12 protein-coding genes are annotated in these 13,864 nt (G+C 65.6%); 8 read left to right on the forward strand and 4 right to left on the reverse strand.

The window, feature by feature from the left end:
* Positions 1–143: 143 nt before the first annotated feature.
* Both KDW55_RS24920 and KDW55_RS24925 read right to left on the reverse strand, forming a co-directional pair.
* Entirely contained in the window at positions 144–455 is a 312-nt protein-coding gene (locus KDW55_RS24920) for a DUF4148 domain-containing protein (protein ID WP_038571098.1), read from the reverse strand.
* Between the two features lie 457 nt (positions 456–912).
* Positions 913–1,878 carry a GlxA family transcriptional regulator gene (locus KDW55_RS24925; RefSeq protein ID WP_069242460.1) on the reverse strand — a complete coding sequence of 322 codons (966 nt, stop codon included), beginning with the start codon at positions 1,876–1,878 and terminating at the stop codon, positions 913–915.
* A gap of 223 nt (positions 1,879–2,101) precedes the next feature.
* Between KDW55_RS24925 and KDW55_RS24930 the strand changes: the two genes are divergently transcribed.
* The 3 genes from KDW55_RS24930 (at position 2,102) to KDW55_RS24940 (ending at position 3,977) form a co-directional block, all read left to right on the forward strand.
* Positions 2,102–2,743 carry an HD domain-containing protein gene (locus KDW55_RS24930; protein WP_038571096.1) on the forward strand — a complete coding sequence of 214 codons (642 nt, stop codon included), beginning with the start codon at positions 2,102–2,104 and terminating at the stop codon, positions 2,741–2,743.
* A 302-nt stretch (positions 2,744–3,045) separates the two neighbouring features.
* Positions 3,046–3,501, forward strand: coding sequence for an antitoxin Xre/MbcA/ParS toxin-binding domain-containing protein (locus tag KDW55_RS24935; protein WP_212161330.1), 456 nt, complete (start codon positions 3,046–3,048; stop codon positions 3,499–3,501).
* Positions 3,498–3,977, forward strand: coding sequence for an RES family NAD+ phosphorylase (locus KDW55_RS24940; protein WP_212149672.1), 480 nt, complete (start codon positions 3,498–3,500; stop codon positions 3,975–3,977). Before KDW55_RS24935 ends, KDW55_RS24940 begins: the two co-directional genes overlap by 4 nt.
* Before the next feature lie 34 nt (positions 3,978–4,011).
* Here the strand turns inward: KDW55_RS24940 and KDW55_RS24945 are convergent, their stop codons facing one another.
* Positions 4,012–4,947, reverse strand: a complete 936-nt coding sequence (locus KDW55_RS24945; RefSeq protein ID WP_212161331.1) for a tyrosine-type recombinase/integrase — start codon at positions 4,945–4,947, stop codon at positions 4,012–4,014.
* A 265-nt stretch (positions 4,948–5,212) separates the two neighbouring features.
* On the opposite strand from KDW55_RS24945, the gene KDW55_RS24950 reads away from it, so the two are divergent.
* The 5 genes from KDW55_RS24950 to KDW55_RS24970 all read left to right on the forward strand — a co-directional run bounded on the left by KDW55_RS24950 (position 5,213) and on the right by KDW55_RS24970 (position 12,687).
* Positions 5,213–5,752, forward strand: a complete 540-nt coding sequence (locus KDW55_RS24950) for a hypothetical protein (RefSeq protein ID WP_212161333.1) — start codon at positions 5,213–5,215, stop codon at positions 5,750–5,752.
* A gap of 868 nt (positions 5,753–6,620) precedes the next feature.
* On the forward strand, positions 6,621–7,871 hold the full coding sequence (locus KDW55_RS24955; protein WP_212198071.1) for a DNA repair exonuclease: 1,251 nt from the start codon (positions 6,621–6,623) through the stop codon (positions 7,869–7,871).
* A 3-nt stretch (positions 7,872–7,874) separates the two neighbouring features.
* Positions 7,875–11,345, forward strand: a complete 3,471-nt coding sequence (locus KDW55_RS24960) for a YhaN family protein (RefSeq protein ID WP_212198072.1) — start codon at positions 7,875–7,877, stop codon at positions 11,343–11,345.
* Between the two features lie 124 nt (positions 11,346–11,469).
* Positions 11,470–11,994 carry an HD domain-containing protein gene (locus KDW55_RS24965; protein ID WP_038571077.1) on the forward strand — a complete coding sequence of 175 codons (525 nt, stop codon included), beginning with the start codon at positions 11,470–11,472 and terminating at the stop codon, positions 11,992–11,994.
* Between the two features lie 9 nt (positions 11,995–12,003).
* Positions 12,004–12,687, forward strand: a complete 684-nt coding sequence (locus KDW55_RS24970) for a DUF429 domain-containing protein (RefSeq protein WP_212161337.1) — start codon at positions 12,004–12,006, stop codon at positions 12,685–12,687.
* A gap of 133 nt (positions 12,688–12,820) precedes the next feature.
* Here the strand turns inward: KDW55_RS24970 and KDW55_RS24975 are convergent, their stop codons facing one another.
* Positions 12,821–13,291 carry a hypothetical protein gene (locus tag KDW55_RS24975; RefSeq protein WP_059545036.1) on the reverse strand — a complete coding sequence of 157 codons (471 nt, stop codon included), beginning with the start codon at positions 13,289–13,291 and terminating at the stop codon, positions 12,821–12,823.
* Between the last annotated feature and the right edge of the window lie 573 nt (positions 13,292–13,864).

Genomic DNA, 13,864 nt, shown 5'->3' on the forward strand with positions numbered 1-13,864 from the left:
TCCGGAATTGCATTGACCGTGCGGTTTGAATCGACCGGTGTGCATGTCGGCGGCGCCGCAAACGAAACACCCCGCGCCGATGAACGGGAGCGGGGTGTTTCGCCGACGTAGCGAGCGGACCGGGGTGGGGCGCGTGCGTTGCCTTACTGGCCGAAATAGACGGAGTCGCGAGCGCTTTGCTTGCTGGCGATGGCCCGGCCCGCGCGCACGCCGGCGGCGGCCTGGACACCGTAACCTGCTGCGTCGTTGTTCGTCACGCGCGCCTGCGCGGTCTGCAACGCATTCGGGTAGTGCGCGTCGGACACTTCCGGCTTGTACCCGGCCTGCTCGAGCTGTACGAGTTCCTCGCGGACCTGGGCGCGCGTCAATTCGCCCGACGGGCTCGACTGCGCGAAGGTGCCAAAGGATGCGGTGAGCGCGGCGGCAGCGGCGACTGCGCAGATGAACGACTTCATGGTGACCTCCGGTTTTCGTGGATTTCGCGCTTCGCGTGTTGCATCGAGCGGTTGACTGCATCGTAGCGATCGCGATACCGGCCGGAAATACACGTTCCAGCGAATAATTATTGCAACTGGGTAAACGATCGACGCCGAAGCGTAGTTTCATCGGATTATTCTTCGCACGACGGAAGGCAGTTGTTAGTACGCGAGATCGTGCGCGCGCACCGGCGAACCGCTCGCATGCCTGCGTTCACTGGTCGGACCGCGGGCTGACGATCGATTGACGCGATCGAGAACGGGCACGTGTGTCGACCGCATGCCGACTCCGATCGATGGAAAGTCAAATAAATCGGACAACAAAGTGCTCGGCAGAACACGGGATACGGCCGCTTGATTGGCTCTGCATGCCATGCCGGCAATCGTGATTGCGCATCGACGGAAATTGGAGAGTTGCATCGTCGCGCGTATCGCATCACTCGCCGGCAACCGCTTGTCGCTTACGGTATTCGGCTGGCGTGATCCCGACATGTCTCGCGAACGACCTTCTGAGTGTATCGACGTTCGTGAAGCCACATTTCGCGGCGACCTGCTTCGGCGTGTGCTGTCCGCTTTCGAGCAACTGCCGCGCCTTCGAGACGCGCGTCGCTTCGACCCATGCCGCTGGCGTCATGCCCACCTCCGCGCGGAAGAGTCGCGCGAAGTGGCGCGGGCTCATGCCAGCGTGCTTCGCCAGTTCCGCCACCGAGTGCTCCAGTTCGGGATGGCTCGCGACCCAGCGCTGGACTTCCTGCAGTACCGAGCGTCCGGCCGGCCGTGCGTCGCCGCCGCGGCTGAACTGGAGCTGGCCCCCCGGACGCTTGAAGAACATGACGAGTTGCGCGGCGACGCGCCTTGCGATCTCGCGACCAAGATCTTCCTCGACCAGCGCAAGCGCGAGATCGAGGCCGGCCGTGACACCGGCGCCCGTGCGTAGCTTGCCGTCGCGTACGTACAGCGCGTCGGCTTCGACCGTCAGCGACGGATATGCTTCGGCGAGCGCGTCGGCGGCGGCCCAGTGCGTGGTCAGGCGGCGCCCTTTCAGCAGGCCGGTCGCCGCGAGGATGAATGCACCGGTGCAGATCGAGCCATACCGTTTGCTTTGCACGGCCGCCGATCGCAGCCATGCGAGTACCTCTGTACTCAGCACGATCCGGCTTGCACCCGGCGCACCGGCAACGAGCAGCGTATCGATGCGATCGGGTATGTCGGGGACGATCCAGTCGGCGAGCAGTCGAGCGCCGGACGACGTGCGAATCGGACCGGCCCCGCTCGCGATCACGCGCAACGTATAGAACGACTTGCCGCATTCGGCGTTCGCCTGTGCGAATACGTCGAGCGGTGCGGAGATGTCGAGCAGTTGTACGCCCGGTACCGCGAAAATACCCACGACTTTCGGCATGTTCGATTGTGCGTCGTGACGCTTTGGCGAATGTGACGGGTAGCAGTATAGGCGCCAGTTGCGATGACGCGACGGGCCGGCGGCGCAGCCCGCGCGCGCATGGTCGCGGTTTCCGCGTTGATGGCCGGCGATCACGCGAAATGGCAGGATTTGTCGTGGCACGTCAATTGATGCCAACTCCCCGGTTCCGGAGAATGGATGCTGTCTTCAATGGAGGTCGACCATGACTGTGAACGTTGCCGGTATCACTCTTCCCGACAGCCAGCTGGCTCGCGAGATTACCGAGCTTGTGCGCGATACCGAGTCCGAACTGCTGTTTCATCACTCGAGCCGTGTCTACTATTTCGGCGCGCTGGCCGGTCAGCGCCGCGGGCTCAACTACGATCCCGAACTGCTGTATTGCGGCTGCATGTTTCACGACATGGGGCTCACGCATCGGCACAGCAGCGCGTGCGAGCGATTCGAAGTGGATGGCGCGAACGCCGCTCGGGATTTCCTGAAGAGCAAGGGGATCTCGCAACAGGACATCGACATCGTGTGGACCGCCATCGCGTTGCATACCACGCCGGGGATTCCGCAGCACATGCATCCGGTCATTGCGCTCGTGACGGCCGGTGTCGAAATGGACGTGCTGGGCCTCAAGTATTCGGAATACAGCGACGTCGAGCGCGAGGCCATCGTAAGCGCGCATCCGCGCACGCCGCATTTCAAGGAGGACATCATCCAGACGTTCTACGACGGCATCCGGCACAAGCCCGACACCACGTTCGGCAACGTGAAGGCCGACGTGCTGGCCGACAAGGATCCGCATTTCCATGCGGGCAACTTCTGCAGCGTGATTCGCTCGTCGGCGTGGGCTGGTTGACCGGCGTCGGAGGGGGCGGCCGTGCTCGATGCAGCCGGCGAGCGTGCGCCGCTCCGACGGTTATCCGGTGGAAAAGTTGTTACGTGACAATCGTATGACCAGATAGGCCGACTTTATATACTGAATGTCGCTATCGTCGCCACGAAGTGGCTCTGCGATTTGCCACCTCCAAGAGCACATCAAAGGGGCAGTGCCGTTGCTGGCTCGCCCCCGCGACGGGCTCCCGATAGCGCACTACGACCGTATCCGCATGATCCCGGCAAAACGCCTATAATGAACGGGCAAATTGCCGGAGAAGAATCATGAGCACGATCGCATTTCACCCGTCGGGCGTCGCGCATCCGCGTCAGGCGGAATTCACGATACTCGAACAACTGCTTGCGATCCGCGTGCGCTCGGGCGCCGATCTTGCCAAACTGGCGAGCGCGCGCGTCGACGTCGCCGTGATCGACCGGCTGTCGGAGCGCGGACTCAAGTCGGACGAACTCGCGTTCATCATCCCCAGGCGCACGTTGAGCCATCGCCGCCAGGCACACGAGCGTCTGTCGCCGGAGGAGTCCGACAAGGCGATCCGGCTCGCGCGCATCGTTGCGCAGGCGACGGCCACGTTCGGCGATCAGGACAAGGCGATGGCATGGCTGCGCAACGGGCTTCAACGCTTCGGCGGCCGCACGTCGCTCGACATGTCGAGCACCGAACACGGCGCGCGACTGGTCGAAGAGGCCCTCACGCAGGTCGACGAGGGGTACTTCGCTTGATCACGCTGTGGCGGATCAGCAATTACGCGGACCTGAAAGGCGTTGGCGGATTGCGGGCCGGCGGGCGATGGCATTTTGCCGGGCAGCCGGTCGTCTACCTCGCCGAGCATCCGGCGCTCGCGCTGCTCGAGACGCTCGTTCATTTCGAAATCGCAACCGTCGCGCAGTTGCCAAGCGGATACCAGTTGCTGCGCGTCGAGGTGGCCGAATCGGTGGACGTTGCCGAGATCGCGGAAGGCGATGCGCCGGCCGACTGGCGAGACGATGTCGAGTGGACTCGCAGTGCCGGCACTGAATGGTTGCATACGCAACCAAGTGCGCTGTTGCGCGTCCCAAGCGTCGTCGTGCCGCACGCGCACAACTTCCTGTTGAACCCGCTCCATCCCGCGGCTTCCGAAGTCCGGATTGCGGAAGTCATGCAATCGCCGTACGACAGCCGGATTCTGCGGCTAGTCCATTCGAACAAGGATACGTAATGCCGATCGCGCGTCGTCGCGTCCGCAATGCCGGTCAGCGTTCGCGCGCGGCGCGATCCGCGGCTGCGTCTCGCGCCAGCGTTTGCCGGATCCGCGTAACCGTCCGTGAACTGGCGAGACCGAGCATCGCAGTGACGTCCGCGTGCGAATGGCCGTCCAGCAATTGGCGACGCGCATACGTATTGCGCAGCACGCGCGGGCTCAGCTCCGTCGCATGAACATCGATCGCGGCCAGCGCTTCGCGCACGACCAGTAGCAGGAACATGTCGTTCATTGCGCCGCCGCGCGGTGCGGGAAACAACAGCGCCGATGCCGGCCCCTCGGCCGAAATCGCTCGCCATGCGGCGAGCGGCGCCCACGCAAACGACGCGAGCGTGATCATTCGCGCCGGCCGTGCGCGATTGCGCGGCACGGCGAGCGTTGGCGGCCGTGCGTCGAGATCGAGCGCGTCGCGGGTCAGTACACGAATCTCGGCCGACGTGATGCCGCTCCCGAGCAACAGCGCGATGATCGCGCGATTCCTGCAGGCGGCCGGCGTATCGTCCGGACGCGGCTGAACGTGACGCTGCAGGGCGGCGTCGGCGTCCGCCGACAAGTAGCCCGGTTCAGGCTCGCCATCGGGCCATGCGAGATCGCGCGTCGTTCGACCTGCGGGATGACTCGTCCGCACACCGGTCTCCACGAGATGGCGGGATAGCCGCTCGATCAGCTTCGCATAGCGCATGCGTGTCGACGTGCCCGGTGTGCAGCGCCGTTCGAGTTCGGCCAGGAACGTCGCGACATGATCCGGGCCGAACGTCGCCAGCGATACGCGCTGCGAAACGAGATGGTGCAGGAATCGTTCGAACATCGCCACATGTTGCACGACCGATCGTGGTGCGAACGGCCGGCGGCCGGCGCCGGTCGCAGCCGTTTCCTGCCACGCGCGAAATGCGCCGACGGGGTCATGAGTCCAGCGATTCGTGTCCATGCAGGATTTATATCCGCACGTCGCAGCGCAGGCAATCTTGCGTGACCGCCATCAAGAGGCTGCGCAATGCATGCGCCGGCCGCGACGATTGTCAAACACTGTGAGTCAATCGTCAGCATTTGCAACCGAAGTAACAGTCGCCGCAATTCGACGGTTTCGAGCGTTTGCGCCGCTACATTAGCTCCACCTGCCGCACGTCGCGGCGAGGCATGCGACCGGCCGCATTGAGCGGCCCGCAGCAACAACGTCTTTGGGGAGAATGACCATGAACAAGATTCGCACGATTCTGCTTGGCGCCGCGCTGACGGCAATCGCATCGGCTGCTTTCGCACAAACCGCGCAGACGGGCGCGGAGGGTTCCGCCGGCGTCGGCGCACAGGTCCAGACGCCTCTGCTCGGCGGCGGCGTGGGCGTGCAGGCCGGCGCGGGCGCCAATGCGGCGGGCTCGGGTTCGGGCGCAGGCAATCTCGTCGGCGGTGCACTGCACGGCGTCGGCAAGACGGTCGGCGATGTCGGCTCGGCAGCGGGCAATACGATCGGCGGCGCGACGCAGGCGGTCGGCTCGGCTGCCGGTTCCGGGCAGGATGCCGCAACATCCGCCGCACACGCGACGAAGGCACACGTGAAGCATGTCGCGACCTCGGCAAAGACCCACGCGCAGCGCGCAGTGTCGACGGCGGGCGATGTCGCAGGCGGTGCGAAGGCGAAGGCCGGTGAAGCGCTCGAAGGCGCGACGAACTCCGTGCAGGGCGGCGCATCGGTCGGCGTGAAGGGTTCGGCGTCGGCACAAGGCGGCGCGTTGTAAGCGATACGTTTCCCGCGAAGGTTCGGCCCGCCTTGATGCGGGCCGGGCTGCACGGGATGGTCGGCGCGATCCTCACTCAGCGGTCTACGCTGAGTGAGGATTTTGTCGTTCTGGAGTAACGTCAGGGACACGGTATTGACGATCGGCGTCGATCCGGTCGTGCAAAGCCCATATGAAATCCAGCACCTCGACGCTGAGGCATTGTTGAAGTTTGCCCGGCGCGGCTTTTCAGCACGAATCCCGGACAGATTCGAGCAAGTCTGCTTTATGCGGGCACTTTCTCGCTTGCAAAAAAGGGCTCACGACGGATCTCGTTCCGCGGGCAGAAAAGCCCGCGCACGTTGCGCGTCGGCCTCTATCCGGTGCATTCCGTGTGGCCGTGATTTCATTGCATGCGAACCGGCGCGGAGCACGGTAAGAACGCGGCCACGGACTGCGTTTCGGCAGCTCGCAGACCTCTCGCGCGCTGAGCGACTGGCGCGCCTGTGAGGCCGAAACCGCGACGGCGATCGTCCGATTCGATGGCGGATACATCCGTGTTGCCCATGCTGCGGCGCGTTTGCGCTTGCCGGTGCTCTTCCATGAACGAGTGACGACGAAACGCGTCGACCGGAATCGCGCATCCGCGCCGGGCCCGTGTGCTTCGCACGCGCACCACGCGCCCTGCCGTCTCGTGGCCGCCATGCTTAAATAGCTGCGCGTGCGGTCTGCGGGCCGGCATCGTGGCAGTACCGCCCGATCGCACTCGCGTCGCAACGCAATGATGCGCCGGCGGCCGTCCGGATTGTCGCTGGCTGAAGCGTCCGTCGTTCAACAGTGCACAATGCCGGTCGACATCGCCCTTTCGTCATGATCCAGAGGAACCTTCGTGAAGTTCATCCACGCGGCAGACATTCACCTTGACAGCCCGTTGCACGGCCTGAGCGCCTATCCGGACGCGCCGGCCGCGCAGTTGCGCAACGCGTCCCGCGAGGCGCTGCGGCAACTCGTGGATCGTGCGATCGAAGAGGAGGTCGCGTTCCTCGTGATCGCGGGCGACCTGTACGACGGTGACTGGAAGGACCACAACACCGGCATCTTTTTCGGCCAGCAGATGGGCCGTCTGCGCAAGGCCGGCATTCGCGCATTCGTGCTCGGCGGCAATCACGATGCCGAGAGCGAGATGACGAAGAAGCTGACCTTGCCCGACAACGTGAGCGTGTTCGGTCACCGCAAGCCGGAGACGTTCACGCTGCCGGAATTCGACGTCGCGCTGCACGGGCAGAGCTTCAAGGACAAGGCCGTCGTCGACAATCTCGCGATCGGCTATCCGGATCCCGTGCCGGGCCATTACAACATCGGCGTACTGCACACCGCGCTCGAAGGCTATGCTGCGCACGCGAACTACGCGCCGTGCTCACTGGCGGAACTGCATGCGAAAGGCTACGACTACTGGGCGCTCGGCCATGTGCACGAGTTCCAGCAATGGTCGGGGCCGTCGACCGTCGTATTCCCCGGCAACCTGCAGGGCCGTCATATCCGCGAGACGGGTCGCCGCGGCGCGGTGCTGGTGACGGTCGAGCAGGGCCGCACGCACGTCGAACGCCTGTACCTCGATGTGCTGCGCTGGGAAGCCGTGTCGGTCGATGCGTCCGACTGCTTCACCGTCGCCGATCTGTCGAGAAAGATCGGCCAGTCGCTCGAGACTTTGCTGAGCGTCGACGGCCACGTGCCGCGCGCGGTGCGCGTGACGGTCGTCGGGCGGACGTCCGCGCATGGTCTCTTTTTCGGCCGTGCACCGCAATTGCGCGCGGAGGTGCTGAACCAGATCGGCATCATCGGCAACGAACGGCTGTGGCTGGAGAAGGTTCGGCTTGCGACGTCCGAACCCGAACGGGCGCAACGCGAGAGCGAGCAGCTCGAGGCGCTGGAAGATCTGAAGCAGATTCTGACCGAGGCCGCGCACGATCCCGACTTCCTCGCCCTGCTAGACCGCGACCTGAAGCCGTTCGTCGGCAAGGTGCGCAGCGACGTGAAGGAGGAGGTGCCGCTGCTGACGATGGCGCGCGCCGGCGAACTCACGGCGCTGGTCGAACAGGTGGGGCCCGCGTTGCTCGCGCGGCTTGCGAGGGGGGAGTAAGCGATGCGCATCAGTCAGCTCGATCTGATCAAGTACGGCAAGTTCACCGACGAAACGCTGCGCTTTCCGTCGGCAAGCCAGGATTTCCACGTGATCGTGGGGCCGAACGAGGCCGGCAAGTCCACCATCCGCACGGCCGTGTCGGAATTGCTGTTCGGGATGAAGTTGCAGACGCCGCTCGACTTCCTGCATGCGACGCCGGAGCTGCGGATCGGCGGTGTGCTGGAGGGCCGCAGCGGTTCGCTCGCGTTTCATCGTGCGCGCGGACGCAGCCCGCTGCGCACGCCGGCCGACGACAAGTTGCCGGACGACTATCTGAACGGGATCCTCGACGGCGCGACGCGCGAGTTCTTCGAGCAGATGTTCGGGCTTGACCATGGTCGGCTCGTCGACGGCGGCCGCAGCATACTCGACGCGTCCGACAAGCTGGGTCAGGTGCTGTTCGAATCGGCTGCGGGCGTCGGCACGCTGGGGCCCGTGCGCGACGAGCTGGATGCACGCGTCGCGGAGCTGTGGGCGCCGCGCCGCAGCGGCAGTGCGTTCGCGCAGGCCGAGACGCTGTTCAACGAGGCCGTCGGCGAACTGAAGGCGGTCCAGGTGCGCACGCGCGACTGGGTCGATCGCAAGGAAGCGCGCGATGCAATCGAGCACGAGATCGAACAGGCACGCGCTGAGCAGCGCCGCCTCGAAGCATTGCGGTCGAAGCTCGAACGCGTGCGGCGACTGGCGCCATATCTGAAGGAGCTGACGATCAAGGAAGCGGCGCTCGCCGAGCTGGGCGCCGTCGTCGAATTGCCGCCGACCGCGTACGCCGACCTGCTGAAAGCGCAAGGCGATCTCGCGGCCGAACGCAAAGTGCTCGAGGAGCGGCGTGCAGACCTGCTCGCGAAACGGCAGACACGCGATGCGATCGAGCCGGATGCCGACGCGCTGGCGCTCGAAGGCGACATCGAATCGCTCGACCGGTTGCGCGGCGGGTGCATGAACCACGCGCAGGATCTGCTCTTGTTGGGGGCGGAAGCCGAGCGGCATCTGTCGGCCGCCGGCGCGGCCGCAGCGCAGCTCGGCTGGCCGACCGACGAAGCGCCGCTGCGGGCTGCACTGCCGAGCGCGTTGTCGCTGAAGACCGTCGCAAACCTGTTGCGCGATCACGGCGCGCTGCATCAGGCGCTGGCCGGCGCACGCGAAGCGCTCGACGAGCGCACGCAGGAGCTGGCGCACGTGCAGGATCAGTTGACGCGCCTGTCGACGGTCGAGGTGCCCGAAGTATTGCGTGCGGCCCTCGCCGATGCGCAGGGCTTTCGCGGCAGCGGGCAGCGTGAGCAGGCGCTCGAACGCGACATTGCCGCCGCCGAACGTACGCTCGCCGACGCGCTCGATGCGCTCGGCCGGTGGCGCATGCCGGTCGACGCGCTGAGGCTGCTCGACGTGCCGACCGCGGCCGGGCTGGGTGCGCTGCTTGCCGAAGCGAGCGAACGCGCGAGCGCTGCGGCTGCCGCCCGCGACGCCCGTGATGCCGCGCGCGAAGAGCTCGAGCGGCTCGAACTGCAGGAGAAACATTTCGCTCAGACCCACAAGGTCGTCACGACCGCCGAGGTACTGTCTGCGCGTGCGCGTCGCGACGCTGCGTGGGGCGACGTCCGCAGCGGTGCGGTCGATCTTGCGACCGGCGCGCCGGCCGTTGACGATGCGATTCGCCTCGCCGACGAACTCGTCGATGCGCAGCTCGGCGCGACGCAGGCAGCGGCGACGCTGCAGTCGCTGCGCCAGCAGGTCGAGGCCGCGTGCGCGGTGTTCACGCGCCGGCAGGCGGCCGTTGACGAGCGCGAACGCGAGCTGGCCGCACATCGTGACGCATGGGCCGCACAGGCGGCGGCGGCCGGCGTGCCGGGCATGCCGCTCACGGCGATGAGCGACTGGCTCGCGAAGCGCGACGCGGTGTTCGCCGCGCAATCCGAGCTCGACCGCCTGCGCCGCGAATTCGCGATGACTCGCGAGGCACGCGCCGCTGCGGAAGCCGCATTGCGTTCGGCGCTGCAACTGGTATCGCGCGGCGATGGTGCCGATGGACTGGGCGCGCTCGTCGCGATCGCCGAGACGTTCGTGCAGTCGGCGGAGAAGACGCTCGCGCAGAAGGAGGGGCTCGCGGAGCGCGCGCGCGAAGCCGAGCGCGGCTGCGCAACGGCCCGCTCGCGCGCTTCCCAGGCCCAGACCGCGTACGATGCGTGGCATGCGCAATGGCGCGGCGCGCTTGCCGACGCGCGGCTGTCCGCGAACGCGGTGACGCTGGCTGCGGCCGAAGGGGCGCTCGCACTTGCGAATACGGTGACGGCCGAACTGGCCGCCGCCGATGCGCCGCGCAACCGGATCGCTGCGATTCGTGCGGAACTGGCTGCGCTCGAGGCCGGCGCACGGCGGCTTGCCGAAGCACTGGAGCCCGCGTGGCTTGCAAGCGGCGACTGGCTCGACGTGGCGCGTCGGTTGACGATGCGTGTGGCGGCTGCACGCGAAACCGCGCGTGCGATTGCACGTGCCGACGACGCTGTGCGGCAAGCTGACGGCAAGGTCGCCGATGCGGCTGCGGCCGTCGCCGGCGCCGACGCGCGGATTCAACCGCTGCTGCAACTGGCCGGCGTCGCGTCGATCGACGCGGCACTGCCGCTGGCCGAGCGCTCGGATCGGCAACGCGAGCTGCGACAGGCGCTCGAAGCCGCGAAGGAGGCGCTCGTGCGCGACGGCGACGGGTTGTCGCAGTCGGCTGTCGAGGCTGAGGTCGCGGAACAGGACATCGCCGATGTGCCCGCACATCTCGAAGCCGTGAAGCAGGCGCTAGGCGATGTCGGCAAGCGCCTGAACGAACTCGCTCAGCAACAGGTCGTCGCGCAGCAGGCATTCGGTGCGATCGATGGCCACGCGAATGCGGCGGTGGCCGAGGCGAAGCGTCAGGAAGCGCTGGCGGCCATGGGCGACGCAGCCGAGCAGTATCTGGAAGCAGCGACCGCGAGCCGCTTGTTGAAGTGGGCGACCGATCGCTATCGCGACCAGAAGCAGGGGCCGATGCTGCGCCGCGCGGGCGAGATTTTCGCCGGGCTTACGCTCGGTGAATTTGCGCGGCTGACCGTCGATACCGAACGGACGCCGCCTGCGCTCTACGCGCGCCGCACGACGGGCACGTCGGTCGAAGTCGCCGGCCTGAGCGAAGGGACGCGCGACCAGCTGTTCCTCGCGCTGCGAATCGCGGCGCTCGAACTGCAGCTTGCCAGCAGAAGCGGGCTGCCGTTCGTCGCCGACGATCTGTTCATCAACTTCGACGATGCGCGGGCGAAGGCAGGCCTCGAGGCGCTGCGCGATCTGTCGACGCGTACGCAGGTGCTGTTCCTGACTCATCACGATCACCTGCTGCCGCTCGTGCACGACGTGTTCGGCGCACGGGTAAACGTCGTCGCACTGCAGCGCGAGGCCGCGGGCGCGTGACGGTGGGCGTCCCGATGTCCCAATACGTGGGAATGGTCATCGCGTACAGGTAGTATGTGCGGCTCCGAAACGCACGCGGCCGGTTCTGCCGGCCGCGGGTCCGGCCACACGAGGGGAATCGACAATGAACAAGCTTGTAGCGGCTATCGCATTCGCGGCGGACAAGCATCGCAATCAGCGGCGCAAGGACGACGACGCGTCGCCGTACATCAACCATCCGATCGCACTGGCCGACGTATTGGCCAACGAAGCCGGCATCGAGGACGAGCGCGTGATCGTCGCGGCAGTGCTGCACGACACGATCGAGGATACGGAGACGACCGAACAAGAGTTGCTGCGGCTGTTCGGCAAGGACGTCGCCGACATCGTGATGGAGGTCACCGACGACAAGTCGTTGCCGAAGGACGAACGCAAGCGCCTGCAGGTCGAGCATGCCGCGACCATTAGCCGTCGCGCGAAGCTCGTGAAGCTGGCCGACAAGATCTGCAACCTGCGCGACATCGCGCGGCATCCGCCTGCGGACTGGCCGCTCGAGCGCAAGCAGGCGTATTTCGATTGGGCGAAGTCGGTCGTCGACCGGATGCGCGGCGTGCATCCGGGGCTGGAGGCGATCTTCGATGCCGCGTACGACGCGCGGCCCGCGAACTGACGCGCGACCATGCGAGCGGACCGATCCGGATCTGTTGCGCGGTCGTTGCCCGCCGTCGCGGGCGTCGACGTCGGTGGCGACAGGAAGCTGTGCGATCTCGTGATCCTGCGTGGCTCGACGATCGTTTGTCGCGAGGCCAGGATTGCGCCGGAAGCGCTGCCTGCGCTGTGTACCCAGCATAATGTAATGGCTGTTGGTGTCGATGCGCCGAGCCTGTGGTGGAGCGGAACGGGACGCCGGGCTGCCGAGCAGGCGCTCGCGCGCGAGCGGATCTCGTGTTTCCCGACGCCGTCGCGCGAGCAGGCCGTGGCCAGCACATCGGGTTTCTTCGACTGGATGTTCATGGGCGAGCGCGTGTACCGCGCGCTGGCGGATGCCTACCCGCTGTTGACCAATGTGCACTATGCCGGTGGACGTGTGAGCTTCGAGACTTATCCGTATGCGATTACCTGCGCGATGCTCGGCACGGCGATCGCGTCGGCGAAGCTGAAACGCAATCAGCGGCGGCACTTGCTGACGCAGCTCGGAATTGACGTGTCGGCATTGCGATCGGTGGACGCGCGGGACGCCGCGTTATGTGCATTGACCGCGCAATACGTGCTCGACGGAAAAGCCCGCGCGTATGGCGATGCGAAGGGCGGATATATCCGAGTACCGGTAGTCGCCGAGCTGGTCGTTCTGGACAAGATGTGAGCGCGGCGGCGAATTGGTTCTGGCGAGGTGCGGAGGTGCCGACGTGGAAGGCGCAGCGCGCCGACAGCCGTCCGAAAATGGGGGGCGCGCGGCATATGCAGCAGGTGCACGGTACGCGCGCCGGCGGTGATGCTCAGTCTTCGAGAATGGACTTCGGCACGCTGGACAGATCGCAAGCGTCCGCTTGCTCGTAATAAGTTTGCGCATCGTCGATCATCACGACCGCGACGTCGATCAGTTCGTCGAGCCGTTGCAGCAGCGATTCGCGCCACTCGACGTCCTCGTCGCGCTCAGGCGTCTTGTCGAGCTGTTCGATGATGGAGTCTGCGGTTTGCAGAAACGGGATCGCCTGTTGATAGTTTTCGATCGACACCATCGCCGCATTGCGCGCGCCGACGAGCCGTTCACGATGCTCGTCCGCGAGTTCGGATTCGCCGCAGATGCGCGGGAGCACGTCCGAAATTCGTTGCAGAAGCGGCGGAACATTTTCTTCGAGCATGACGGCGCGCTCGCGCAGCGCCGTGTATTCGCCTCGAAGGTCCGTGTCGCCGGATTGTGTGGTGCTGTCCATCGTGGGTATGGGTGCGTGGTTCGATCGCCGCATGATACGCGACGGCGCGACGCGTATCGATCGTTCCGCCGCGTGACCATCGGCGCGATCGAGAGCGAGGCGTGGCGCACTTTCTATAGGGGATGGAGGAAGAATGCGTTCCCGATCGGCCCCGGCTCGTGATGCCCTGTATATGAAGTGCGGCGCGCGCTCCAGCCCCAAGCCCCGTGCGCGGCAGCGCACGGGGCTTTTTCAAAATATTTTCACAAAGGGGTTGCGCGGCCGCGGGCGGGTGCCTAGAATCACGCCTCTTTCGCGCTAACGGAAACGCGGCGCGGAGGAAGAAGGGAAGCGGTGCGATTGGGTCAGCGGTAGCGGCCTTGGGCACACGAAGCTGAACCCCTCGCGGTCGCAACGAAGCAGTTCAGAAAGTTGTTGACGAGCGAAGAAAGGTGGTTCATAATCTCGCTTCTCTGCTGCTGAAAACGCAGCGCTGCTGAGAAACACGAAGTTCCTCGCAGAAATGCTCTTTAAAAATTAACAGCCGATAAGTGTGGGCGCTTGATGGCAGCGAGCTGATCTTCGGATCAGATAGCAAAAGTATCAAGAGTCTCACACTAAAGTAAG

The sequence above is a fragment of the Burkholderia sp. AU19243 genome (assembly GCF_018148075.1).
In the GTDB taxonomy this organism is placed as follows: Bacteria; Pseudomonadota; Gammaproteobacteria; order Burkholderiales; family Burkholderiaceae; genus Burkholderia; species Burkholderia latens_A.